This window comes from Bradyrhizobium sp. WSM4872 (assembly GCF_055811715.1).
This window is the reverse complement of the sequence record NZ_JBVVPT010000020.1, coordinates 1-25,629: the sequence shown is the minus strand read 5'-3', so window position 1 is coordinate 25,629 and position 25,629 is coordinate 1. Positions and strand designations below refer to the sequence as shown.

At 63.2% G+C, this 25,629-nt stretch carries 21 protein-coding genes and 1 pseudogene; 17 read left to right on the top strand and 5 right to left on the bottom strand.

The window, feature by feature from the left end:
- The first annotated feature begins 110 nt into the window (after positions 1-110).
- From AC0L3C_RS24105 to AC0L3C_RS24090, 4 genes are all read left to right on the top strand, one after another.
- A complete protein-coding gene (locus AC0L3C_RS24105; RefSeq protein WP_473264520.1) occupies positions 111-1,337 on the top strand; it encodes an ABC transporter substrate-binding protein in 1,227 nt (408 codons plus the stop codon).
- A gap of 239 nt (positions 1,338-1,576) precedes the next feature.
- On the top strand, positions 1,577-2,806 hold the full coding sequence (locus tag AC0L3C_RS24100) for an ABC transporter substrate-binding protein (protein ID WP_007599704.1): 1,230 nt from the start codon (positions 1,577-1,579) through the stop codon (positions 2,804-2,806).
- Between the two features lie 196 nt (positions 2,807-3,002).
- Positions 3,003-4,286 carry a glycerate kinase type-2 family protein gene (locus AC0L3C_RS24095; protein ID WP_473409136.1) on the top strand — a complete coding sequence of 428 codons (1,284 nt, stop codon included), beginning with the start codon at positions 3,003-3,005 and terminating at the stop codon, positions 4,284-4,286.
- Between the two features lie 219 nt (positions 4,287-4,505).
- Positions 4,506-6,602: a putative bifunctional diguanylate cyclase/phosphodiesterase gene (locus tag AC0L3C_RS24090; protein ID WP_473409135.1), complete on the top strand. Its 2,097-nt coding sequence runs from the start codon at positions 4,506-4,508 to the stop codon at positions 6,600-6,602.
- Between the two features lie 57 nt (positions 6,603-6,659).
- On the opposite strand, the gene AC0L3C_RS24085 is transcribed toward AC0L3C_RS24090, so the two are convergent.
- The gene (locus tag AC0L3C_RS24085) at positions 6,660-7,181 is read right to left on the bottom strand and encodes a MarR family winged helix-turn-helix transcriptional regulator (RefSeq protein WP_473264515.1); all 522 of its coding nucleotides are present in this window, start codon (positions 7,179-7,181) and stop codon (positions 6,660-6,662) included.
- Positions 7,182-7,357: 176 nt separating this feature from the next.
- Here AC0L3C_RS24085 and AC0L3C_RS24080 point away from each other — a divergent pair, with 176 nt between their 5' ends.
- From AC0L3C_RS24080 to AC0L3C_RS24070, 3 genes are read left to right on the top strand one after another with little or no spacing between them, the layout of a single operon-like run.
- On the top strand, positions 7,358-8,398 hold the full coding sequence (locus AC0L3C_RS24080; protein WP_473264514.1) for a branched-chain amino acid ABC transporter permease: 1,041 nt from the start codon (positions 7,358-7,360) through the stop codon (positions 8,396-8,398).
- A gap of 7 nt (positions 8,399-8,405) precedes the next feature.
- On the top strand, positions 8,406-10,175 hold the full coding sequence (locus tag AC0L3C_RS24075) for a branched-chain amino acid ABC transporter ATP-binding protein/permease (protein ID WP_473409134.1): 1,770 nt from the start codon (positions 8,406-8,408) through the stop codon (positions 10,173-10,175).
- Positions 10,172-10,903: an ABC transporter ATP-binding protein gene (locus AC0L3C_RS24070; protein WP_473409133.1), complete on the top strand. Its 732-nt coding sequence runs from the start codon at positions 10,172-10,174 to the stop codon at positions 10,901-10,903. Before AC0L3C_RS24075 ends, AC0L3C_RS24070 begins: the two co-directional genes overlap by 4 nt.
- Positions 10,904-11,035: 132 nt before the next feature.
- Here AC0L3C_RS24070 and AC0L3C_RS24065 read toward each other — a convergent pair whose 3' ends face one another.
- Positions 11,036-12,739 carry an AIPR family protein gene (locus AC0L3C_RS24065; protein ID WP_473409132.1) on the bottom strand — a complete coding sequence of 568 codons (1,704 nt, stop codon included), beginning with the start codon at positions 12,737-12,739 and terminating at the stop codon, positions 11,036-11,038.
- Positions 12,740-12,875: 136 nt separating this feature from the next.
- Positions 12,876-13,487: pseudogene (locus AC0L3C_RS24060) on the bottom strand (pyridoxamine 5'-phosphate oxidase family protein); the annotation flags it as partial.
- 120 nt (positions 13,488-13,607) lie between these two features.
- Between AC0L3C_RS24060 and AC0L3C_RS24055 the strand changes: the two are divergent.
- Entirely contained in the window at positions 13,608-14,492 is an 885-nt protein-coding gene (locus AC0L3C_RS24055; protein WP_473409131.1) for a LysR family transcriptional regulator, read from the top strand.
- 5 nt (positions 14,493-14,497) lie between these two features.
- Here the strand turns inward: AC0L3C_RS24055 and AC0L3C_RS24050 are convergent, their stop codons facing one another.
- Together AC0L3C_RS24050 and pobA are read right to left on the bottom strand one after the other, a co-directional pair.
- On the bottom strand, positions 14,498-14,917 hold the full coding sequence (locus tag AC0L3C_RS24050) for a PaaI family thioesterase (protein WP_007599679.1): 420 nt from the start codon (positions 14,915-14,917) through the stop codon (positions 14,498-14,500).
- A gap of 220 nt (positions 14,918-15,137) precedes the next feature.
- Positions 15,138-16,307, bottom strand: coding sequence for a 4-hydroxybenzoate 3-monooxygenase (gene pobA / locus AC0L3C_RS24045; RefSeq protein ID WP_473264505.1), 1,170 nt, complete (start codon positions 16,305-16,307; stop codon positions 15,138-15,140).
- Between the two features lie 215 nt (positions 16,308-16,522).
- Here pobA and AC0L3C_RS24040 point away from each other — a divergent pair, with 215 nt between their 5' ends.
- The 9 genes from AC0L3C_RS24040 to AC0L3C_RS24000 all read left to right on the top strand — a co-directional run bounded on the left by AC0L3C_RS24040 (position 16,523) and on the right by AC0L3C_RS24000 (position 25,478).
- On the top strand, positions 16,523-17,539 hold the full coding sequence (locus tag AC0L3C_RS24040; protein WP_473264504.1) for a TRAP transporter substrate-binding protein: 1,017 nt from the start codon (positions 16,523-16,525) through the stop codon (positions 17,537-17,539).
- Between the two features lie 222 nt (positions 17,540-17,761).
- Positions 17,762-18,271: a TRAP transporter small permease gene (locus tag AC0L3C_RS24035; RefSeq protein ID WP_007599673.1), complete on the top strand. Its 510-nt coding sequence runs from the start codon at positions 17,762-17,764 to the stop codon at positions 18,269-18,271.
- Between the two features lie 2 nt (positions 18,272-18,273).
- A complete protein-coding gene (locus tag AC0L3C_RS24030) occupies positions 18,274-19,593 on the top strand; it encodes a TRAP transporter large permease (RefSeq protein WP_473264503.1) in 1,320 nt (439 codons plus the stop codon).
- Between the two features lie 12 nt (positions 19,594-19,605).
- On the top strand, positions 19,606-20,067 hold the full coding sequence (locus tag AC0L3C_RS24025; RefSeq protein WP_473264502.1) for a DUF3237 domain-containing protein: 462 nt from the start codon (positions 19,606-19,608) through the stop codon (positions 20,065-20,067).
- A gap of 258 nt (positions 20,068-20,325) precedes the next feature.
- Positions 20,326-21,135: a crotonase/enoyl-CoA hydratase family protein gene (locus AC0L3C_RS24020; protein ID WP_007605285.1), complete on the top strand. Its 810-nt coding sequence runs from the start codon at positions 20,326-20,328 to the stop codon at positions 21,133-21,135.
- A complete protein-coding gene (locus tag AC0L3C_RS24015; RefSeq protein ID WP_473409130.1) occupies positions 21,132-23,018 on the top strand; it encodes a feruloyl-CoA synthase in 1,887 nt (628 codons plus the stop codon). The genes AC0L3C_RS24020 and AC0L3C_RS24015 overlap by 4 nt, the downstream gene beginning before the upstream one ends.
- A 26-nt stretch (positions 23,019-23,044) precedes the next feature.
- Positions 23,045-23,806 (top strand): SDR family NAD(P)-dependent oxidoreductase, encoded by a 762-nt coding sequence (locus tag AC0L3C_RS24010; protein ID WP_473264500.1) that lies wholly within the window; start codon positions 23,045-23,047, stop codon positions 23,804-23,806.
- A gap of 10 nt (positions 23,807-23,816) precedes the next feature.
- Positions 23,817-24,248: an acyl-CoA thioesterase gene (locus AC0L3C_RS24005; protein ID WP_473279425.1), complete on the top strand. Its 432-nt coding sequence runs from the start codon at positions 23,817-23,819 to the stop codon at positions 24,246-24,248.
- Between the two features lie 78 nt (positions 24,249-24,326).
- A complete protein-coding gene (locus AC0L3C_RS24000) occupies positions 24,327-25,478 on the top strand; it encodes an ABC transporter substrate-binding protein (protein WP_473264499.1) in 1,152 nt (383 codons plus the stop codon).
- Positions 25,479-25,629 lie beyond the last annotated feature (151 nt).

Below are 25,629 nucleotides of genomic sequence, written 5' to 3'. Positions count from 1 at the left end.
CAATAGTCCGACACATCGAGAAGCCCCCGCGGACGATCGCGGGGGCTTTTTGTTGACGTCCCGCATCAATCTTGTTCAATGCGGCGGCGATCCGTTCCGGGTGGAGAAAGATGACTGCCGTTCGATTTCAGGTTGCGGGCGTTCTGGCCGCACTCGCGTTGTGCACTGCGATGGGCAGCCCGGCACTGGCGCAAAAGAAATACGACAGCGGCGCCTCCGATACCGAGATCAAGATCGGCAACATCATGCCCTATAGCGGCCCGGCCTCCGCCTATGCGGCGATCGGCAAGGCCGAGGAAGCCTATTTCAACAAGATCAATGCCGAGGGCGGCATCGGCGGCCGCAAGATCAAGTTCATCTCCTACGACGACGGCTATTCGCCGCCGAAGACGGTGGAGCAGGCCCGCAAGCTGGTCGAGAGCGACGGGGTGCTGCTGATCTTCGGCTCGCTCGGCACCTCCACCAACGGCGCCATTCGCAAATACATGAACGAGAAGAAGGTGCCGCAATTGTTCGTGGCGAGCGGCGCTTCGAAGTGGAACGATCCAAAGCAATATCCCTGGACCATGGGCTGGCAGCCGAGCTACGCCAGCGAGGCGCGCATCTACGCCAAGTACATCATGAAGGAGAAGCCGGACGGCAGGATCGGCGTGCTCTATCAGAACGACGATTTCGGCAAGGACTATCTCAAGGGGCTGAAGGACGGCCTTGGGCCAAAGGCCTCGATGATCGTGCTGGAAGACGGCTACGACACTTCGGAGCCGGCAATTGACGAGCACGTCGTGAAATTGAAAGCCTCCGGCGCCGACATCTTCGTCAGCATCACCACGCCGAAATTTGCAGCGCAAGCGATCAAGAAGGCGGCCGAGATCGGTTGGCATCCGGTCCACATCATCTCCAACGTCTCGGCCTCGGTCGGCGGCGTGCTCGAGCCGGCCGGGCTCGAGATCTCGCAAGGCATCCTGTCGGCGAGCTACACCAAGGACGGCTCCGACCCGCAATGGAATGCCGATGACGGCATGAAGAAGTTCTACAACTTCCTCGCCAAATACGATCCCAAGGCCAACAAGCTCGATGCCGGCGTAGTGTTCGGCTACGCCGCAGCCCAAACCATGGTGAAGGTGCTGCAGATGTGCGGCGACGATCTCACCCGCGAGAACGTCATGAAGCAGGCGGCAAGCCTGAAGGATTTCGAGCCCGACACCCTGTTGCCCGGCATCAAGATCAACACCGCGGCCGATAATTTCGCCCCGATCGAGCAGCTCCAGATGATGCGGTTCAAGGGCCGGAAATGGGAGCTGTTCGGCGACGTCATCTCGAGCGAGCTCGGCCACTGAAGCCGCGCAACTCAAACTCGCTCCCGATGGGTTCATCAACTCAGACGGATGCACCTTCTCGCAGTCGCACACGAACGCACGCCCGTCCCTGACTACTAAAGAAGCAGCCCCTGCGACCCCGCCGCAGGGGCTTTCTGTTGTAGGCATCAGGTAAATCGTATTGAATTGCGGCCGCGTCACCAAAAACGAGCAACACAAGAAAAGGGACGCACACACACCAAGAAAATAGGGAGATAGGAATGCCCGCTGTCACCGGCAAACTTGCGGCCGCGTCACTTGCGCTCGCGCTCATTGCGGCCTCGGCCTCCACGGCATCGGCCCAGAAGAAATACGATACCGGCGCGACCGATACCGAGATCAAGATCGGCAACATCATGCCCTACAGCGGACCGGCCTCCGCCTACGGCATCATCGGGCGGACCGAAGCCGCCTATTTCAAGAAGATCAACGACGAAGGCGGCATCAACGGCCGCAAGATCAACTTCATCTCCTATGACGACGCTTACTCGCCGCCGAAGACGGTGGAGCAGGCGCGCAAGCTGGTCGAGAGCGACGAGGTGCTGTTTATCTTCAACTCGCTCGGCACGCCGCCGAACTCGGCGATCCACAAATACATGAACTCGAAGAAGGTGCCGCAGCTGTTCGTCGCCACCGGCGCCACCAAGTGGAATGACCCGAAGGATTTCCCCTGGACCATGGGCTGGCAGCCCAACTACCAGAGCGAGACGCAGATCTACGCGAAATGGCTGCTCAAGAACAAGCCGGATGCCAAGATCGCCGTGCTGTTCCAGAACGACGATTACGGCAAGGATTATCTCAAGGGCCTGAAGGACGGCCTCGGCGCCAAGGCTGCGTCGATGATCGTCATGGAGGAGAGCTATGAGACCTCCGAGCCGACCATCGACAACCACATCGTCAAGCTGAAGTCGACGGGCGCCGACGTCTTCATGAACATCACGACGCCGAAATTCGCGGCGCAGGCGATCAAGAAGAATGCCGAGATCGGCTGGAAGCCGCTGCACTTCCTCAACAACGTCTCGGCCTCCGTCGGCAGCGTGCTCAAGCCCGCCGGGTTCGAGAACTCGCAGGACATCATCTCCGCCGACTACCTGAAGGACATTTCGGATCCGGCGTGGAACAGCGACCCCGGCATGAAAGACTTCGTTGCGTTCATGAACAAGTACTTTCCCGACGGCGACAAGCTCGACCACGGCACCATCGTCGGCTATGGCGTGGCGCAGACCCTGGTCCAAGTGCTCAAGCAGTGCGGTGACGATCTCACGCGCGCGAACGTCATGAAGCAGGCCGCCAGCCTGAAGAACTTCCGCACCGAAGTGCTGCTGCCGGGCGTGCAGATCAACACCTCCCCGACCGACTTCGCGCCGATCAGCCAGCTCCAGCTCGAGAAGTTCAAGGGCGACAAGTGGGAGCTGTTCGGCGACGTGATCAGCGCCGACGTCGGCGGCTAGCCGCCTGATACCCGCGACGATGAAAACCCCCTGCGCTGGCCGCGCAGGGGGTTTTTGCTTGCGCAGCGATTATGATCACGCGATTGCACAATCGAATGACGGCAAAGCCGGCTTACGCTTTGGCGCATGATGCGGTAGGCAGGTGAGCGGCGCGCGTTTGCCGCCAGTCTTTTCTGTCCGCTCAAGGCCTTTCGTCATGACCGACCGACGCCCCCTGCTCCGTGCGCTCTACGACGCCGCCGTTGCCGCCGCTCATCCGAGCACGATTCTGGCGCCGCACCTGCGGCCCGCGCCAAGGGGACGCGTGATCTGCCTCGCCGCCGGCAAGGGCGCGGCCGCGATGGCCGCCGCCGCCGAGCGGCATTATCTCGACACGCTCGGGCTCGCCCCGGAGCGCCTCGTCGGCATCGCCACCACGCGTCACGGCTACGGCGTACCGACCCGCCGCATCCGCGTGGTCGAGGCCGGTCATCCCGTGCCTGACGAAGCCGGCCTGAAGGGCGCGGCCGATACGCTCGCGCTCGCGGCCGAGGCTAGGCCAGACGATTTGCTCCTGGTGCTGCTCACCGGCGGCGGCTCGGCGAACTGGATCGCGCCCGTCAACGGCATCAGCTTCGCGCAGAAGCAGGCGGTCAACAAGGCGCTGCTCCGCTCCGGCGCGCCGATCGGCGAGATGAATGTCGTGCGCAAGCATCTGTCGCGGATCAAGGGCGGCCGGCTGGCGCGCGCGGGCAAGAATGCCGCCGAGATCGTGACGCTTGCGATCTCCGACGTGCCGCATGACGACCCCTCCGCGATCGCCTCCGGTCCGACCGTGCCTGATCCGACCACGCTCAATGATGCGCGCGCGATCGTCGCCAGGTACAAGCTCGACATCGACGATGCCGTCCGCCGCGCGCTGGACGACCCCGCCAACGAGAGCTGCAAGCCCGGTGATGCCGCGTTCGCGCGCGCGCATTTCGAATTGATCGCGCGTCCGAAGCAATCGCTCGACGCTGCGGTGAAGCTGGCGCATGAGGCCGGTTACGAGACGATCGATCTCGGCGCCGACCTCGAAGGCGAAGCCCGCGAAATTGCCGCCGATCACGCCAGGCTGGCGCTTCAGGCTCGCGCGCAGGGCAAGCGCGTCGCGATCCTCTCCGGCGGCGAGCTCACGGTCACCGTGCGCGGCAATGGCCGCGGCGGCCCGAACCAGGAATATGCGCTGGCGCTCGCCGGCCTCTTGAAGGGCACGCCTGACATCTCCGCGCTCGCTGGCGACACCGACGGCGCCGATGGCGGTGCCGGCAATCCCACCGACCCCGCCGGCGCGCTGGTTGACGCGGCGACGTTCGCGAAGATGGCGGCGCAGGGGCTGCAGCCGCAGGTCTATCTCGACAACAACGACGCGACGGCGTTCTTCGAGGCGACGGGCGACCTGTTGCTGCCGGGTCCCACGCTGACCAATGTGAACGATATCAGGGTGATCCTGGTCGACTGATCCGGCGGCATCGCCGTCCCGCCGGCGCCACGTGCGGTTCGCGGGACGGCATGGTTAACGATCTCTGAATTCTCGCCGGCTTCCTCTTTTCCACGGGCGGGCATCGCCGCCCTTAACCTCGCGTTCGCCGCAGTTTCAGGAACATGTCCCAAATTGGGCGAATTGTTGGGCTCATTCACCACCGCCTGCTCTAATCGCGTCGTCCCGGGGGCAACGTGCATGGCGGAAAGTGATCAGGAGGTCGCAAGCATTGATCCGCTCGTGCTCGGCGAGCTGCTCAAGTGCGCCGCCAATAATCTGTGGCTCGGGATCATCCTCTTTGGCAGTGACCGCAGGGTCATTTTCTGCAATCCGCGCTACCGCGAGATGTACGCGCTCTCGCCCGACCAGGTGCACCCGGGCACGCCGATCAAGGACCTGATCGAGCATCGGCTCAAACTGGGCCTGAACGTCGGCGGAGAAGCCGGCGCCTATGTCCGTGCCCGCACCGAGGGTTCGGTCGTCAGCGAGCAGACGGTCCAGCAGTTCGCCGACGGACGAATCATCGCCTACACTATCCATCCCCTGCCCGACGGCGGCGGCATGGCGACGCACGAGGACATTACAGAGCGCGAAGAGCTCAGTGCGCGGCTACAGGAACGTAATTTTCAGTTCGACATTGCGATCAACAACATGTCGCAGGGACTTTGCTTCTTCAGCGCCGACCATCGGCTGCTGGTCTGCAACACGCATTATATCGAAATGTACGGCCTGCCGCCCGACCGCGTTCGTCCGGGCACGCCGCTCCAGGAGATCCTCGACCTGCGCTTCGAAGCCGGCAGCGTGCCGGCGATGACGCGGGAGGAATACGCCACATGGCGGACCGATGTCGCCACGTCGGCCGAGGCCATGGACAGCATCGTCGAGATGCGGAACGGGCGAACCTTCAAGATCAGGCACCGACCGATGCCCGATCTCGGATGGGTCGCGACCCACGAAGACATCACCGAGCAGCGCAAGGCGGAATTGCAGATCGCGCATATGGCGCACCACGACGCGCTGACGGATCTCGCCAATCGCGCCCTGCTCGGTCAGCGCCTCAAGCAGGCGCTCGCACAGGGCGGGATGTTCGCGATCCACCACATCGATCTCGACAAGTTCAAGGCCATCAACGACACCCTGGGCCACCAGGCCGGCGACATGCTGCTGCAGGATGTCAGCCGCCGCCTCAAGCAGCTCGCCCGCGACAGCGATACGATCGCGCGCATGGGTGGCGATGAATTCGTCATCCTCCAATTGCCGATTTCCGATTCGAGCGAAGCGGATACGCTGGCGCGTGATGTTGTCAGCACCCTGAGTGCTCCGTTCGGGCTCGACGGACATCAGGCTCTTGTGGGCGCGAGCATCGGAATCGCCATCGCGCCCGGCGACGGCTCGACGCCCGAGCAACTCCTGCACAATGCCGATCTGGCACTGTATCGCGCCAAAAGCGACGGCCGCGGCATGCACTGCTTCTTCGAACCGGCCATGGGCGAAGCGGCCCAAAGCCGTCGCGCGCTGGAGCAGGACCTGCGCAACGGACTTGCCGCCGGCGAGTTCGAACTGCACTACCAGCCGGTCGTGAAGACCGACGGCGGCGACATCAGCGGCTTCGAAGCCTTGATCCGTTGGCGACATCCAGGGCGCGGACTGGTCGCGCCGAACAGCTTTATCCCGCTTGCGGAAGAGATCGGCCTGATCGTGCCGATCGGCGAATGGGTGATCCGGCAGGCCTGTGCCACTGCAAGCCGGTGGCCGGACCATCTGCACGTCGCCGTCAACATCTCGGCGGTGCAATTCCGCCAGCCGGGCCTGACGGAGGTGATCGTCGGCGCGCTGGCGGCCTCCGGCCTCGATCCGCGGCGGCTGGAGATCGAAATCACGGAAAGCGTTCTGCTGCAGGACGGGAACGGGACGCTGACGACCCTGCACCAGCTTCGCGCGCTGGGCATCAAGGTTGCCATGGACGATTTCGGCACCGGCTATTCGTCACTGACCTATCTGCAATGCTTCCCCTTCGACAAGATCAAGATCGACCGGTCTTTCGTCAGCGGCGTGGAAAACAATGCGGCATCCCTCAGCATCGTGCGGGCGGTGGCGGCACTGGCGCGCGGAATGGGCATGACGACGACGGCGGAGGGGGTGGAGACCGCGGAGCAACGGGACCGGATCGCAGCGGAGGGCTGCACGGAAATGCAGGGCTATCTGTTCAGCCCTCCCTTGCCCGCCCTGGAAATCGAGCGCCGCTTCCTGTCGGCGAAAACACCTGCCATGCCCGACCGGTTCGCTGCGGCGTAACCGCCAGCTCGCCCGCGATTCAGGATTTGATGCCCGGTCGCCGGGGCAATGAAAGCGTCAAAACTCGTTGGCGATCTTCGAGAGCATCCCGAGCAGGGCTTCGCGGTTGGACGGCCCGAGCAGCTCGTTCAGCCGGGCCTCGTGCTTGGTGGCGACGAGCTTCTTGGCGCGGGCCAGCACGGCCTTGCCCTTGTCGGTCAGCACCAGGATGTGCGAGCGGCGGTCGTTGGTGGAGCGGATCCGCGCGCAAAGGTCGCGGCTCTCGAGATTGTCGAGCATGGCGACGAAGTTCGGGCGCAGGATACCGAGGGTGGAGGCGATCTCGGTCTGGTTACGGCCGGGGTTTTTCTCGACCAGCAGCAGCACGGAGAACTGCGCCGGCGTGAGCTGGAGCGAGGCCACGCAGCGGAGGAAATTCTCGAACACCTTGAGCTGTGCCCGCTTCAGGACATAGCCGAGCTGCTCCGAGAGCTCGCCGAGCTGGAGGGCTTCGCCAGGCCCGTCGGGCGCGTCCTTGCGGCCCTTGGCGGTCTCGGCGGGTTTTTCAGAGGACTTTTCAGCGGTTTTGGAAACGGTCATCGCCTCATGCTCGCAATCCCGTTAAGTTCGGGAGGATCGTTCGCCACTCTTGATGTTATATTTGATAATTGTTATGGACCATATCAAATATCGTCAGCGCTGTTCAATGGCTGTGAGCGGACCGTCCACCATAATCAGGGGACCGGTCCTGAATCTTTGAGGGGGAGCGTCCGGTCTTGAATACCACCATCATGCTGTTCCTGCTGCAGGACGGCATTACCAATGGCGCGATCTATGCGCTGCTCGGCCTGGCGCTGGTGCTGGTGTTCGCCGTCACCCGCGTCATCCTCATCCCCCAAGGCGAATTCGTCACCTATGGCGCGCTGACCTATGCCTCGCTGGCCGCGGGCCAGATGCCAGGGACCGCGAAACTCGCGCTCGCCCTCGGCATTGGCGCCTTCGCGTTCGACCTGTTCGCCGCGCGCAAGGCGTTGCACGGGCGCCTGGTCCTGCGCAGCATCCTGACCAACATCGTGCTGCCGGCCGTCGTGCTGGCGCTGACCGTCTACTACGCCGCTCAGAAGCCGCCGGTTGCGGTCTGCATCGCGCTGTCGCTGGCGATCGTGGCGATGATCGGCCTGTTTCTCTACCGCATCGCATTCCAGCCGCTGGCGCACACTTCGGTGCTGGTGCTGCTGATCGCCTCGGTGGGCGTCCACCTCGCACTTCAGGGTTTGGGCCTTTTGTTCTTCGGCGCCGAAGGCCAGCGCGGACCTGCCGTGCTGTCCGGCTCTTTCACCGCCGGCGCGCTGCGCTTCACAGGCCAGAGCATCACGGTCTATGGCATTACCATCGCCTTCATCGTCGGGCTGTGGCTGTTCTTCGGGCTGACACTTTACGGCAAGGCGCTGCGCGCGACCGCCGTGAACCGGCTCGGTGCCCGGCTCGTCGGCATCCGCACCACGCTGTCCGGGCAGATCGCCTTCCTGCTGGCGTCCGTCATCGGCGCACTGTCGGGCATCATGATCGTGCCGATCACGACGCTCTATTACGACTCCGGCTTCCTGATCGGCCTCAAGGGCTTTGTCGCCGCCATCATCGGCGGGCTTGTCAGCTATCCCCTCACCGCCGTCGCGGCGCTGGTCGTCGGCATCGTCGAGGCGTTCTCGTCCTTCTATGCCTCCAACTACAAGGAGGTGATCGTTTTCATGCTCTTGATTCCCGTGCTGCTGCTGCGCTCGCTCGCGGCGCCTGCGGTCGAGGAAGAAAAGGACTGACGCCAAGATGCAGAGCCGGCTCCCCATCCTCATCTTCGCAGCTGTCATGGCGGCGATCCCGTTTGTTCCGGGCATGCCCCCGTTCTGGATCGTGCTGCTCGACAATATCGGCCTCGCGGCCCTCGTCGCGATGGGTCTCGTGTTGCTCACCGGCGTCGGCGGCCTGACCTCGTTTGGACAAGCGGCCTTTGTCGGCTTCGGCGCCTACACCACCGCGGTGCTGTCGACGGCCTACGGCATGTCGCCCTGGCTGACACTGCCGCTGTCGCTGGTGGTCAGCGGATTGCTGGCGGTGCTGCTCGGCCTCGTCACCGTCCGTCTCTCCGGCCACTATCTGCCGCTCGGCACGCTGGCCTGGGGACTCGGCTTGTTCTATCTCTTCAGCAAGCTGGAATTTTTGGGAAGAAACGACGGCATCTCGGCGATCCCGCCGCTGTCGATCGGCTCGTTCAAAATGCTCTCCCCCGGCTCTATCTACTACGCGATCTGGGTCGCCGTGATCCTCTCGGCGCTGCTCACGATGAACCTGCTGGACTCCCGCACCGGCCGCGCCATCCGCGCGCTCCGGCGCGGCCATGTCGCGGCCGAGGCGTTCGGCGTGCACACGCCGCGGGCAAAAATGCTGGTGTTCATCCATGCCGCCGTGCTCGCCGGCCTCTCCGGCTGGCTCTACGCCCATCTTCAGCGCGCGGTGAACCCGACGCCGTTCGGTGCTCAGGCCGGCATCGAGTATCTCTTCATCGCCGTGGTCGGCGGCGCCGGCTATGTCTGGGGCGGTGTCCTGGGCGCAGCGCTCGTCGTGGTCCTGAAGGAAGTGCTGCAGAGTTACCTGCCGCTGATCCTGCCCGGCTCCGGCCAGGTCGAAACCATCGTGTTCGGCATCATGCTGGTGGCGCTGCTCCAGCTCGCACCCGGCGGCGTCTGGCCCTGGCTGATGTCGTTCCTGCCCCAGCGCACCAATGGCAAGAAGCCGGACACTTCGTTGAAACTGGAGCAGCGCACCCGCTCCCCCGGCCAATCCAGCGTCCTGCTTCAGGTCGAGAAGGCGCGGAAGCAATTTGGCGGCGTGGTCGCGGTGAACAACGTCTCCTTCGACGTTCAGGCTCGCGAGATCGTCGCGCTGATCGGCCCCAACGGCGCAGGCAAGAGCACCACCTTCAACCTGATCACCGGCGTGCTGTCGGCCAGCTCGGGCTCGATCTCCGTGCTCGGCAACAAGGTGGACAGGGCGCCGCCGCAGGAGATCGTCAAGCTCGGCATCTCCCGCACCTTCCAGCACGTCAAGCTGGTGCCTGACATGACCGTGCTGGAAAACGTCGCAATCGGCGCGCATCTGCGCGGCCATTCCGGGCCGATCTCCTCGATGCTGCGGCTCGACCGCACTGATGAGGCAAAGCTGCTCGCCGAAGCCGCTCGCCAGATCGAGCGCGTCGGACTGGGCGAGCAGATGCATCAGCTCGCGGGCTCGCTCTCGCTGGGACAGCAACGGATCGTCGAGATCGCTCGTGCGTTGTGCGTCGATCCGATGCTGCTGCTGCTCGACGAGCCGGCCGCCGGCCTGCGCCACATGGAGAAGCAGCGGCTCGCGAGCCTGCTGCGGGAGCTGCGCGACGGCGGCATGAGCGTCTTGCTGGTCGAGCACGACATGGGCTTCGTCATGAACCTTGCCGACCGCATCGTGGTGCTCGATTTCGGCACCAAGATCGCGGAAGGAACGCCGGCCACGATCAAGACCAATCCCGAAGTGATCAAGGCCTATCTCGGAGTGGCGGCATGAGCGCGCTGTTGTCCGTCGCCGACGCCCATGTCGCCTATGGCAAGGTCGAGGCCGTGCGCTCGGTCTCGCTCGAAGTTGGCCAGAACCAGATCGTCACCATCGTAGGCGCCAACGGCGCCGGCAAGACCACGCTGCTCTCCGCCATCATGGGCATCTTGCCGCTGAAGGGGCGCGTTTCATTCGCAGGTCAGGATCTGTCGCGGCTCGACATCGAGGACCGCGTCGCCATGGGACTTGGCCTCGTTCCCGAGCACCGCGAATTGTTCGTGACCATGAATGTCGAGGACAATCTCGAGTTGGGGGCCTTCCGCATCGAGAGAAGCAAGGCGAAAACCTCGGTGGAGCGGGTCTACACGCTGTTTCCGCGGCTCAAGGAGCGGCGCAAGCAGCTCGCCGGCACGCTCTCCGGGGGCGAGCAGCAGATGCTCGCGATGGGCCGCGCACTGATGGGCGAGCCCAAGCTTCTGATGCTGGACGAGCCGAGCCTCGGCCTCGCCCCGATCATCGTCGCCGACATTTTCCGCATCGTCACCGAACTGCGCGCCGCCGGCGTCTCCGTGCTGCTGGTCGAGCAGAACGCGCAGGCCGCGCTCAAGATCGCGGATCAGGCCTATGTCATGGAGCTCGGCGAGTTCGTGCTCAGTGGCAAGGCCAGCGACATCGCGGCAAACGAGCGCGTTGCCGCCAGCTATCTCGGCTTCCAGCACGAAGCCGCGAGCGGGTTGTGATCTTACCCTCCTCTGGAGGGGAGGGTTGAGGAATAGTTTTCGGCTGCGGTGGGATGTTCGCCATGCGGCGGATTACCTCATCGCGGCCCTACGCCGCCTGTCCTTCGTCATACTGATCTTTATCATCCGGCCTCACGCGAACACTCCCTGACCAGTGAACTTGTCTCCTATCCATTTTTTGAGAGTTGCGGTCATCTCAGGTCCCTTGGCGATAGTCTCAGTACCGCCCTCCTTCTCATAGACCTTCAAAACGAGGTCGGTGTTTTCTTCAAGCACCTTCTCGCCAACCCCCTTCTGCGCCGTTGGAAGTAAGTCGGCCAACTCCTTGTCGGTGGGAGGGTCAATTTTATTTAGCAATGTGCAAATCACCGCCATCGTTACGTAGTAGCGTATAATAGACCGGACATCTTTCAGTTCAGCGCCGCGCGCGACCAGATACTTTTCAACCTGTCTCTGGATCAGCATGCAGACAACATAAAGATCGCGATTGTATGCATGGTTGAAAATCTGACCAAAGCTGTTCTTGTTTTTGAGTACGCGCGATGGTGTTGCGTATGCGTTATTCGGTTGCTGAAGCACAACTGCAATGACAGCCCGCGCTAGCGTTTGCATGCTGATAATCGAGTCTGCGGGCTTTTTCGCCTCGCGGTATTCACCCTTCCGACGTTCATAGAAGAGTTGATAAAGGCGCAATTTTTCCTCAATGTCGAAGTGTATGGGGTCTGTTGCGTGCAACGAAACGTCGCTAGTGGGTGTCTGCAAGTTTGTTGCTCGAATGATTTTTGTCCGCATCTGTTCGTTAGGAGGAACAATCACGCGGATCAGAACAGTGCGATTATCAGCCTTATCGGGCTGGCTCTTAAAATGTTGAAAAATCTCGTAGGAAGTCTGCAATCCATTTACCACTTCTGGACGCTCAACAATTAGCTTACCGCCTGTAACCGCACAGTTCTTCGCAAGAACGGTAACGCCATTGTTCAGCCACCAGAATTCGGGTTGGTTCTGCTCACCGAGAGTTTCGCGAATTGCAGTGTTCGTTGGATTCTTCTCGCCCTGGTAATCCCTAACGTTTGGCTCCAATAGCGGGCGACGAATCTCGCCGTTTTCGTCCCGCAGCAGGGAGGCCAAGCTCCCGAGCTTGACCAGACAGACCGCTGATCCGTCGTTAGTCGTAAACTCTTTCACATAGTCGATGGTTTCAGTCGTAGCTGGACTGCGTCGCGCGGCTATCAACAGCCTGCGGCAATCCCAGAATTCAAACTCAAACTTGGCATAGGAAATCTGATCGCGCACGTATGCCTTTAGATTCTCTACGCGCAAGACGACTTTAGGATTTGGTAGTTGGTCACTCTTGCTGGCATACGCAAACGCAACCGCCATAGAGTGCTTCTTGCCCAAGATTTTGTCGTAGCTGGTGCGAAAGTTGCGAATTGTGTCGCGAACGCCAGCGCTGAGATAAGTCATGCCATCCACGTTCCGAGAGTAATCAAGCAAATCGCGAGCAAACGCCTCCATTTTTACAATCGCATTCTCTCCAAATCCGCTTTCATACTTAGCCTGCACGATAACGAGGCGCGCTGAAATCGCGTCAGTTGGCAGGTCGGCTTCATCTTGAACGAGATTCCTGTTTACAAAGAAGTACATCCCATCGATGCCGCCATCGTCGCCGCCTCCCAGAATCCCCGACTCGAGTTCGTCGTCGTTTAGGTCCTCGTCCTTGAGGATTTGTACAGTCGTAAATCGCTCAAACGCCTCAGACACGGGTAAGGCCGGATAACGGTCTTGTTTGAAGCCCTCAAAGTGAGTCTCAAGCGCTCTAATTTCCAACTGGCTCATCGGACGGTTTCCCCTGGTCATTGGCGGCGATTGCCACCCTGCGTTGTGGGGAAGATAGCACTTCATCCAGTGCAACAAAATTATAACTCCTCTCCAGGGGAGGGTAGGCGAGCGGCTCGTTACGACACTCCAGCCGCCTTCTCCCCTTCAGCGCCGCGACCTCCGCCTCCAGCTCCGCAATCCTCGTATCCCTTGCCGCCAACGCCGCGGCCACATCGCCAGCATCGAACTTCTGCGGGATGTGCTGCGGGCAGTTTGTGTCCCACGCTTCGATCTTGAACAGGATCACCTGCTCCGGCCGCGCGCGATAGCCTTTCGGCATCAGCGATGTCGTCAGCGCCTCGTCGTCCTCGACCACCCGCGCCTCGCCCCAGATCTTCACCCGGCGGCGATGGGCGTAGTCCATCACGAAGATGTAGGCCTTGGGATTTTCGGACAGGTTTCCCTGGGTGATATATTGACGATTGCCGGCATAGTCAGTGAAAGCCAGCGTTTGCTTGTCCAGCACCTTCAAGAAGCCCTTCGGGCCGCCACGATGCTGGATGTAGGGCTGGCCGTCGGCCGAGGCCGTGGCGAGATAAAAACTGTTGGCGTCGGTAAGGAACGCCGCGAGGTTTTCATCGACCTCGGTGCGCCAGCCGCGCTGCTCGGCATGCGCATAGCCTTCGCGTGATCCCTTTCGGGTCTGGATCGACTTCACCGCCGGCGTGAATGCCACGTCGCTGGCGTAGGTGTGAGTTGCCGTCATCGGACCATCTCCTGAAATCCCGGCGCGTCCTTGCGTCTTCGCGACCTAAGATGGACCTCCCGCCGGCTAAAACAATCAGGCCACTTGACACTTCATCATTGCGTTATATGCAATAATGCCATGGACCGCCTTGAAGCCATGCATGTTTTCGTCACCGTCGCCGATTTGCGCGGCTTCGCGCCGGCGGCACGAAAGCTGCGGCTGTCGCCCTCCGCGGTAACGCGGCTGATCGCGGCGCTGGAGGAGCATCTCGGCGCGCGGCTGTTGCAGCGGACCACCCGCCAAGTGACCCTGACCGACGTCGGCACGCGTTATCTGGAGCGTGCGCGTCGCATCCTCGCCGATGTCGAGGAAGCCGACGGCTCGGCACGGGAGGAGCGCAACCGGCCGAGCGGGCGGCTGGTGGTGTCGGCGCCGGTCGGCTTCGGTCGGCTCCATGTCGGGCCTGTCATGACCGCCTACCTCAAGCGCTATCCCGAGGTCGCCTGCGAATTGCGTCTGTCGGACAACCTCGTCAATCTCGTGGAAGATGCCGTCGACGTCGCGGTGCGGATCGGCCATCTCGCCGACTCCTCCCTCGTCGCGCGCCAGGTCGGCGAGATGCGGCGGATCGTGGTGGCGACGCCAGGCTATCTCAAGCGCCACGGCGAGCCGAAGACGCCGGAGGCACTGCTTACACACGAGACCATCGCCTTCGGTCCATCCGCGAACTGGCGCTTCGTGCAGAACGGCCGCGACATCGAGGTGGCGCCGAATCCCCGCTTCGCCAGCAACAGCGCCGACGCCGCCCTGCAATATGCCGAGGCCGGCGGCGGCGTGACCCGGGTGCTGGCCTATCAGGCCGCCGAAGGCTTGCGGCGCGGGCGGCTCAGAATCGTGTTGGCGAAATACGAGCAGCCGGCGCTGCCGATCCACATCGTGTACCCGACCTCGCGCCTGCTCTCCGCCAAGGTGCGCGCCTTCGTCGATCTCGTGGTGGAGACCGCGGAGTGGAAATTCGGGTGACGCCCTCACCCCTTCTTCGGCACGACGCGAAAGGTGCCGCTGGCGCGCGCGATCACGGCGCCGTCGGCCTTCGCGAGGCACTGCGCGAAGCAGATCGTGCTCCCGGTCTTGATCGCCTCGCCCTCGACAGCGAGCCATTGGCCGATCTCGCCGGCGCCGACATAGTCGACCGACAGCGAGATCGTCACCAACGAGGTGGTCCAGCCCGTCGCCTGCGCGCAGCTATAGCCCATGGCGGCATCGGCCAGCGCCGCGATCAGGCCGCCATGGATCAGCCCGCGCGCGTTGGTGTGCGGTGTTGCCAGCCGCAATCCCACGGTGACGCCGTTGTCGGTCTTCCTGGAGTAAAGCGGCTCCCAGGGGTCGGTGAGCGGGGCTTTGCGGAAATGCGGCTCGAAGCCGGCGGGAATGTCGGTGCTGGTCATGTCTGTCTCGCATTGGTGGCTGCGACCATTGAACGCGAGGGACGTGACGGTTGCATCACCTACAAAGTTTTAAACGGCATTTGCGCGGGTGTTTGAAAGGAGTGGCGCCGACGCGAGCACTCGTGGGGGTGGGCAAAGGTGCGCAGCGCCGTGCCCACCATCTCGCGCGAAAGACTACGGTGGTGGGCACGCTTCGCTTTACCCACCCTACGGCTCCGTCCTAAAACGGCAGCCCCACATAATTCTCCGACAGCGATGTCATCGCGGCCTGCGACTGCGTGACATAGTCGAGCTCGGCGAGCTGGATGCGCGCGCCGATCGTGCCGGTGTCGGGGAATTTGTGCAGCATCGAGGTCATCCACCAGGAGAAGCGCACGGCCTTCCAGACCCGCGCCAGTGCCTTCGCCGAATAGCCGTCAATGCCGGCGCTGGATTTTTCATCGTAGAACTCGCGGAACGCGCTCGACAGATAATGCGCGTCGCTCGCGGCCAGGTTCAGCCCCTTGGCGCCGGTCGGCGGCACGATATGGGCGGCATCGCCGCACAGAAACATCCTGCCGAAGCGCATCGGCTCGGCGACGAAGCTGCGCAGCGGCGCAATGCTCTTCTCGATCGAGGGTCCCGTGATCAGGCTATCGGCGGCGTCCTGGTCGAGGCGGCGCTTGAGCTCGTCCCAGAAGCGGTCGTCGGGCCATTGGTCGACATGGTCGTCGAGCGCACACTGTACATAGTAACGGCTGCGTTTGGTCGAACGCATGGTGCAGAGCGCAAAGCCGCGGGCGTGGTTGGAATAGATCAACTCGTGGCTGACCGGCGGCGTCTCGGAGAGGATGCCGAGCCAGCCGAACGGATAGATGCGCTCGAACTCCTCGATCGCCGAAGCCGGAACGCTGGCGCGGCTGACGCCGTGAAAGCCGTCGCAGCCGGCGATAAAATCGCAATCGATGGTGTGGGTGACGCCATCCTTCACGTAGGTTACGCGCGGGTGACTGCCGTCGAAATCATGCGGCTGCACGTCCCTGGCCTCGTAGACCGAGGTGAGACCGGCGGCGTTGCGCGCATTCATCAGGTCGAGCGTGACCTCGGTCTGGCCGTAGATCATGACCGTCTTGCCGGTCGCAGCCTTCATGTCGATGCGGTGCCGGCGCCCCGAGAAGGCGAGCTCGATCCCTTCATGCACCAGGCCTTCGGCATGCGCCCGCGCGCCGGCGCCGATCTGGTCGAGCAGCCCGACAGTCCCCTCCTCCAGCAGCCCGGCACGGATGCGGCCGAGCACATAGTCCGGGCTCTGCCGCTCCAGAATGACATTGTCGATGCCGTAACGGTGCAGCAGTTGCCCAAGCAACAATCCAGCCGGCCCGGCCCCGATGATTGCGACTTTTGTCCGCAATACTTGCTCCTCCCGATCCTGTAGGCTTTCGTCGCGGCTCGCTTGTCGCAGCCGTCCGCGCACGATAATTATATCATATAACGGTTGGGCAAAAGGGGAGTGCGCGGCGGCACGCCGCGCCAGTTCCGGCTTGAACGCGCCGGCCAATTAGATAACATGTTAATTAACGAGACCGGGCCATCGAAGCCCGCCGTCAAAAGAGGGAGAGACGCGTGATGAGGAAAGCCTGTCTGGCGTTGCTGCTGGCCGCAAGCGTGAGCCCTGCGTTCGCGCAGGACAAGACCTTCGATTTGAAGATCTCGCACTGGGTGCCGGCCTCGCATCCGCTGCAGAAATCGCTCGAGGACTGGGCAGCCGCGGTCGAGAAGGATTCCGGCGGCACCATCAAGGGCAAGGTGTTCCCGGCCCAGCAGATGGGCAAGGCCTTCGACCATTACGACATGGCGCGCGACGGCATCGCCGACGTCACCTACGTCAATCCCGGCTACCAGCCCGGCCGTTTCCCGATCATCGGCGCCGGCGAGCTGCCGTTCCTGATCTCGGACGCCAAGGGCGGCTCGATGGGGCTGGACGCCTGGTATCGCAAATACGCCGAGAAGGAGATGAAGGACGTCAAATACTGCCTCGCCTTCGTCCATTCGCCCTCCTCCTTTCACTCCCGCACCAAGAAGATCGTAATGCCGGAGGACGTGAAGGGCCTCAAGATCCGCCCCGCCCACGCCACCATGGCGAATTTCGTCACCTCGTTGGGCGGCACCAATGTGCAATCCTCCGCGCCGGAAGTGCGCGACATCATCGAGCGCGGCGTCGCCGACGGCGTCACCTTCCCCTGGGGATCGCTGGTGCTGTTCGGCATCGACAAGGTGACCAAATACGACATGGAGGCGCCGCTCTACACCACGACGTTCGTGTTCGTCATGAACAAGGACAAGTACAACGCGATGTCCGACAAGCAGAAGGCCGCGATCGACAAGAATTGCACGGTCGAGATGGCCGGTGTGGTCGGCGAGCATTGGGGCAAGTTCGAGGATGCCGGCATCGACAAGGTCAAGGCGGAGTCCAGCCACGAGGTCTACAAGCTGACGCCCGAGCAGACCGCCGCCTGGAAGAAGGCCGCCGAGCCGCTGGTGAAGACCTGGACTGACGGCGCGAAGAAGGCCGGCGCGGATCCGGACGCGGCGCTTAGCGAGCTGAAGGCGTCGCTGAAGAAGTACAACGCGCTGGCGGAGTGACGCTGCGACGCGATCGGTCTCTCCTCCCCCTCTCCCCGTCCTTACGGGGAGAGGGTTGGGGTGAGGGGCTGCTTCCGCAAAAATAGTGAGAGATGGACTCGTGGAGAGTCCCCCTCACCCGCATCGCATCTACGATGCGATGCGGCCTCTCCCCGCACGCGGGGAGAGGCGAAGAGCAGCAGCCGGGTCGGGAACGAGAATGACATCACTTAGGACCACTCCATGAAGCGCAGCTGGATGGATCGCGTTATCGATTCGATCGAATGGATCGCCGCGGCTTTCGTCGGCATCGTCGCGCTCGACATCTTCCTGTCGGTGCTGCTGCGCAACACGCTGAACTACGCGATCCCGGATAGCTTCGACATCGGCCGCATGCTGCTCGGCATCCTCATCTTCTGGGGCATCGCCGCGACCTCCTATCGCGGCACCCACATCACGGTCGATTTGGTCTGGGGCAATGTCGGGCCGCGCTACCAGCGCTGGATCGACGTGTTCGCGACACTGGTGCTGCTGTTCGTGGTGACGGTGCAGACCTGGACGCTGTTCGACAAGGTGCGCGGCACCTACAACGACAACGTCCAGACCTTCGACATGCACATGCCGACCTGGCCGTTCTTCGCGATCGCCTGGATCGGCGACGTCTCGGCCGTGCTCCTGATCGCGATCCGCACCTACCGGTTGATCTTCCATCCCGAAGAAATGCACGACCCCAAGCTGAAGGCGACGGAGTGATCATGAGCACCGATGCCGTCGCCGTTATCGGCTTTGTTTCCCTGTTTGCCCTGATGCTGCTGCGCGTGCCGGTCGGCATGGCCATGGGCCTTGTCGGCGTCTCCGGCTTCTCCTATCTCGTCGGCGCCACGCCGGCGCTGAAGCTGGTCGGCCAGACCTCGATGCGCACGGTGACCGACTACACCTTCGGCGTCATTCCGATGTTTCTTCTGATGGGCTCCTTCGTCAGCAATTCCGGCATGAGCCGCGAGCTGTTCCGCGCCGCCAACGGCTTTGTCGGCCATTTGCGCGGCGGGCTCGGCATCGCCACCGTCGGTGCCTGCGGCGGCTTTGCCGCGATCTGCGGCTCTTCGGTCGCAACCGCAGCGACCTTCTCCGCGGTCGCTTACCCCGAGATGCGCCGCTTCGGCTATCCGCAATCGTTTGCGACCGGCGTGATCGCGGCCGGCGGCACGCTGGGCGCGATGCTGCCGCCGTCCACCGTGCTCGCCGTCTACGGCATCATCACCGAGCAGGACATCGGCAAGCTGTTCATCGCCGGCATCATCCCGGGCATCCTGGCGATGACCATGTACATGATCACGATCTTCCTGATCGGCTATTTCCGGCCCGACTTTTTGCCCAAGGGCCAAGTGCTGCCGTGGCGCGAGCGCTTCGCCGGCCTGAAGGACATCTGGGCGCCGGTGCTGCTGTTCGTGTTCGTGATCGGCGGCCTTTACGGCCTGCCCTATTTGCCGCGCTTCACGCCGACGGAAGCGGGCGGCGTCGGCGCTGCCGGCGCCTTCATCATCGGCGTGGCGACCGGCCGGCTCGACCGCGAGAAGATTCTGGCCTCGTTGCTCCAGGCCACGCGCACGGCGGCCGCCGTGTTCACCGTGCTGATCGGCGCCTTGATCTTCGGCTATTTCCTCACGGTGACGCAGACCCCGCAGAAGGTGACGGAATTCCTCACCGGCCTCGGCCTCGGCCCCTACGGCGTGCTGGCGCTGATCATGGTGATGTATCTCGTGCTCGGCTGCCTGATGGACGCCATGGCGATGATCATCCTCACCGTGCCGATCATCTTCCCCGTGATCATGCATCTCGGTTTCGACCCGATCTGGTTCGGCGTCATCATCGTCATGACGGTCGAGCTCGGCCTGATCCATCCGCCGGTGGGCATGAACGTCTTTGTCATCAAGAGCGTGGTGAAGGACGTCTCCTTCTCCACCATCTTCAGGGGCGTGATCCCGTTCGTGGCGACAGACCTGGTGCGCCTGGTGATCCTGATCGCCTTCCCGCTGCTGGCGACATGGCTGCCGACGCGGATGATGGCGCATTGATGAGGTGAAGCGATGACCACGCCGACGCTGGAAACCAGATACGTCTTTACCGTTACCGCACGCATCGGCGACGTCGTCACCGCCGGCGAGACCGGCATCGGCATTCGCCGCATCATCCCGATCATCGGCGGCGAGGTGACGGGCGCGATCACCGGCAAGGTGCTGCCGTTCGGCGCGGACTTCCAGACCATCCGCCCGAATGAGCTGATCGATCTCGAAGCGAAGTACGCGTTCGAAACCGACGACGGTGCTATCGTCTATGTCGAGAACAAGGGCATGCGCTTCGGCCCGGTCGAGCTGTTGCAAAAACTCAAGCGCGGCGAGCCGGTGGACCCGAAGCTGATCTATTTCCGCACCGTGCCGAAGTTCGAGACCGGGCATGAGAAGTATCGCTGGCTGATGGAGCACATCTTCGTCGGTTCAGCAGCGCGGCATGCGGATCGCGTGGTGATCGACGTGCATCAGGTGATGTGAACGCTTCAGTGCCCTTCGCGTCGTTCCGGCGAAGGCCGGGACCCATACCGCGTGATCTGTCGATCGCGGATAGTCGGAGTACCGAACGACTTGTCTTCGCCAAACTTCTCCCTGTGGTTATGGATCCCGGCCTTCGCCGGGACGACACCGCGTTCGGAAGGCGCCTTTTGCCCGCCTGACTGGCCCAAGAGGCGCCCAGCCCCTTGTTGACTCCCCCGGAATTCGTTATACAACATAACTATTCTGACAAGGACGCAAATGACACAGGGAAACGCCGAGACCGCTGACGCGGGCGCCTCCGGGCTTTTGAAGATCGAGCGGGCGGACCGGGTTTTGACCGTCGGCCTGAATCGGCCGGCCAAGCGCAATGCGCTCAACGACGGCATCATCCTGGAAATCGGCGAGTGTTTTGCGTCCCTGCCCGAGGATATCGGCGCGGTCGTCATCCACGGCATCGGCGACCACTTCTCCAGCGGTCTCGATCTTTCCGAACTGACCGACCATGACGCCACCGGCGGCCTTCTCCATTCCCAGATGTGGCACCGGGTGTTCGACCGTATCCAGTACAGCCGCGTGCCCGTGATCGCGGCGCTCAGGGGCGCCGTGATCGGCGGCGGACTGGAGCTCGCCTGCGCGGCCCATATCCGTGTCGCCGAGCCCTCGACCTATTTCGCGCTGCCGGAGGGGCAGCGCGGCATCTTCGTCGGTGGCGGCGGTTCGGTGCGCCTGCCGCGGCTGATCGGCGTTGCCAGAATGATGGACATGATGCTGACCGGCCGCGTCTATTCCGCGACCGAAGGCACCTCCTACGGCTTTGCGCAATATGTCACGGAAGCCGGCAACGGCCTCGGCAAGGCGATGGAGCTTGCGACCAAGGTCGCCTCCAACGCGCCGCTGACGAATTTCGCCGTCCTGCAGGCACTGCCGATGATCGCGGAGGCCAATCCGCAGACCGGCCTGTTGATGGAATCGCTGATGGCAACGGTGGCGCAGAGCGACAAGGAAGCCAAGCGCAGGATCCGCGAGTTCCTCGAACACAAGACCGCAAAGGTGAAGCCGAAATCATGAGCGCGCAGCCGTCGTCCTCTTCCAGCATGGAGCGCGGCGCGAGCACTTCCCCGCTGCGGCCCATTTCGTTCGGCGATCCCGTCGTCAACATCGAGCGGCGCGACGACGGCACGATTTACCTGCGGCCCCAACAGCCGCTCGGCGACTATCCGGCCCGCATCACCGACCGCCTGCATCACTGGGCGAGCGCGACGCCGGATCGCGTCTTCATGGCCGAGCGCGAAGGTGGCCGCTTCTGGCGCAAGATCAGCTATGCCGAGCTGCTCGCCGCGAGCCGGCACATCGCCTCAGGGCTCATTGCGCGCGGGCTGTCGGCGGAGCGGCCGGTCGTCATCCTCTCCGGCAATTCGATCGACCACGCATTGCTGGCGTTCGGCGCGTTCTATGCCGGCATTCCGTTCTGCCCGGTGTCGCCGGCCTATTCGCTGGTATCCAAGGATTACGGCAAACTCTCCTACCTGATGAAGCTGCTGACGCCCGGCCTCGTCTTCGCCGAGGACGCCGACAAGTTCGCCGACGCGCTCGCGGCCAACGTCTCGCTCGGCACCGAGATCGCCGCGTCCTACGGCCATGTGCCGGGCCGCGACGTCACCTTGCTCGCCGACCTCATGGCAACGCCAATCCGCGGCGATCTGGACGAGGTCCACGGCAAGATCGGCCCCGACACCATCGCGAAATTCCTGCTGACCTCGGGCTCGACCGGCAACCCCAAGGCGGTCATCAACACCCAGCGCATGATCTGCGCCAACCAGGTGATGCTGCGCGAGACGCTCGCCTTCCTCAAGGACGAGCCGCCCGTCATCATCGACTGGCTGCCCTGGAATCACACTTTTGGCGGCAACCACAACATCGGGCTGACGCTTTACAATGGCGGCTCGATGTATCTCGACGCCGGCAAGCCGGTGCCGGGAGGCATCGAGGAGACCGTGCGCAATCTCCAGGAGATTTCGCCGACGGTCTATTTCAACGTGCCCAAGGGCTACGAGTCGCTGCTGCCTTATCTGCGCGACGACCAAGGGCTGCGCGCAAAATTCTTCGACCGGCTGCACGCGATGTTCTTCTCGGGCGCGGCCCTGTCGCCGTTCGTCTGGAACAGCCTCGACGAGCTCGCGGTGAAGGAAAAAGGCTACCGCGTGCCGATGCTGACCGGCCTCGGTGCAACCGAGACCGCGCCGTTCTTCATGTCGGTCAACCCGCGGACCAGCCGCTCCGGCCATGTCGGGCTTCCCGTATCCGGCAACGACGCCAAGCTGGTGCCGAACAACGGCAAGATGGAAGTTCGTTGCAAGGGGCCGAACGTGATGCCCGGCTACTGGCGCCAGCCCGACATCACCGCAAGTTCGTTCGACGAAGAAGGCTTCTACAAGCTCGGCGATGCACTCAAGCCCGTCGATCCCGATGATCTCAATAGCGGCTTCGATTTCGACGGCCGCATCGGTGAGGATTTCAAGCTCGGCAGCGGCACCTGGGTCAGCGTCGGCCCGTTGCGCGCGCGCTTCGTTGCGGCCTGCGCACCGCTGGTGCGCGACGTCGTCATCGCCGGCATCAACCGTGACGAGGTCTCCGCGCTCGTCGTGCTCGATCTCGACGGCTGCCGGCTGATCAACCCGACGCTGCCGACCGACGACCTCGTCGTCGCGACCCGCGACCGGTTGGTGCGCGAGGCCTTTCGCGAACGGCTGACCCGCTTTCTCGGCGCGGCCACCGGATCCTCGACGCGGATCACGCGCGCGATCCTCTTGGACACGCCACTCTCGATCGACAAGGGCGAGGTCACCGACAAGGGCTCGATCAACCAGCGCGCGGTGCTCGAGCATCGCAGCCTGCTGATCGAGGAGCTCTACGCTGCCAATCCATCGGACCGTGTGATATCGGTCGGGTAAGAAAACGTCGCACCAGGGAGAACGCCATGTTGTTGAAGGATCAGGCTGTCATCGTCACGGGCGGCGCGTCGGGACTGGGCGCGGCGACCGCGCGAAAGCTGGCGGCGCAGGGCGCCAGGGTCGCGGTGTTCGATCTCAATGCCAAGCTCGCGGAAACCGTGGCCGCCGAGATCAAGGGCGTCGCCGTGACCTGCGATGTTTCCGATGCGGCTTCCGCTGAGGCTGCGATCGCCCAGGCGACGAAGTCCCATGGACCTGCGCGCGTGCTGGTCAATTGCGCCGGCATCGGCGTTGCCAAGCGCGTCGTCGGCCGCGACGGCCCGATGGCGCTCGCGGATTTCGACAAGGTGATCAAGGTCAACCTGATCGGCACCTTCAACATGCTCCGCCTTGCCGCAAACGAGATGTCCAAGCTCGAGCCGCAGGCCACCGGCGAGCGCGGCGTCATCATCAACACGGCTTCCGTTGCCGCTTATGACGGCCAGATCGGGCAATCGGCCTATTCGGCCTCGAAGGGCGGCATCGTCGGCATGACGCTGCCGATCGCGCGCGAGCTGGCGCAGTTCGGCGTCCGCGTGCTGACGATCGCGCCCGGCCTGTTCCTCACCCCGCTGCTCGCCAACCTGCCGCAGGAAGCCCAGGACTCGCTAGCCGCCGCAATCCCGTTCCCGCGCCGGCTCGGCCACGCCGACGAGTTCGCGGCACTCGCCCTGCACATGGTCGAGAATTCCTACCTCAACGGCGAAGTGGTGCGCCTCGACGGCTCGCTGCGCATGGCGCCGAAATAGGGCGCGACATATGTTCGTGAACCGGCGCGACGTCCAGATCCAGTGGGGTGACTGCGACCCCGCCAACATCGTCTATTACCCGCGCTATTTCGCGATGTTCGACGATTCGACGTCGACCCTGTTCGAAGTCGCCGGCTTCTCAAAGCAGGACCTGGTCCGCAAATACGGCCTGGTCGGCATTCCCATGGTCGACACCCGTGCCAAGTTCTACATCCCCTCGACTTACGGCGACTGGATCACCATCGAAACGAAGGTCGAGAGCATCAAGCGCTCGAGCTTCGAGGTGAAGCACAACGTCTACAAGGGCGAGGCGCTGGCGATCGAGGGTTTCGAGACCCGCGTCCTTGTCGGCCGCGACCCCGTTAACCCCGACAAACTGAAATCGGCACCATTTCCCGCGGAAATGGTAGCCAAATTCACCGGGAGCGAGGCCCGAAGCTAAATCGCCACATCACCAAAAGAGGGGGCTGAATTACCCCCCGATTTCTGCTTTCAAAGAAACACATAAAGGGAGGAATAGATGAAACGCTTTTACCTGACTGCCGCCGTGACCGCGGCCGCGCTTGCGCTGCCGGCCGTGCCCGCGCTGGCCCAGACCGCCGAGATCACCATCGGCATCACCACGACCACGACCGGCCCGGGCGCAGCGCTGGGCATTCCCGAGCGCAATGCGCTGGAGTTCGTGCCGAAGGAGATCGGCGGCGTGCCGCTGAAGGTGATCGTGCTCGACGACGGCGGCGATCCCACCACTGCGACCACCAACGCCCGCCGCTTCGTGACCGAATCCAAGGCCGATATCATCATGGGCTCGGCGCTGACGCCGCCGACCATCGCGGTGTCCAACGTCGCCAACGAAGTCGGCATTCCACATTTCGGCCTGGCGCCCTTCCCGATCACGCCGGAGCGCATGAAGTGGTCGGTGGCGATGCCGCAGCCGATTCCGATCATGGGCAAGGTGCTCTACGAGCACATGAAGTCGAAGGGCGTGAAGACGGTCGGCTATATCGGCTATTCCGACTCCTATGGCGACCTCTGGTTCAACGACTTCAAGGCCCAGGGCGTGCCGATGGGAATGACCATCGCCGACGAGGAGCGCTTCGCTCGCCCCGACACGTCGGTGACCGGTCAAGTGCTCAAGCTCGTCGCCGCCAATCCGGACGCCATCCTGATCGGCGCTTCCGGCACTGCGGCCGCACTGCCGCAGACCGAGCTGCGGGAACGTGGCTACCAAGGCCTGATCTACCAGACCCATGGTGCCGCCAGCATGGACTTCATCCGCATCGCGGGTAAGGCCGCCGAGGGCGTGTTGATGGCCGCCGGTCCCGTGATGGATCCGGAAGACCAGCCGGACGAGGCCGCCACCAAGAAGCCCGGCCTCGCGCTCAACGCCGCCTATGAAGGCAAATACGGGCCGAGCAGCCGCAGCCAGTTCGCCGGCCATTCCTACGACGCCTTCGAGATCCTCAAGCGCGTCATCCCGGCGGCACTCAAGACGGCGAAGCCCGGCACGCCGGAATTCCGCGAGGCGATTCGCCAGGCGCTGCTGTCGGAGAAGGAGCTAGCCGCCAGCCAGGGCGTCTACAATTTCACCGAAAAGGATCGCTACGGCCTCGACGACCGCTCGCGCATCCTCCTCACCGTGAAGAACGGCAAGTACGTGCTGGTGAAATAGACGCAGCGGCAGGATTGAGACGACGAGAGCCGGCCCGATGGGCCGGCTCTTTTGTTTTGGGTTTGTGATTGGCGAGCGTGGCGTCAAATAGAGTTCGGCCAGCAGCAGCACTCTCTCCGTTCCCTTCCCCCTTGTGGGGGAGGGGCAGGGA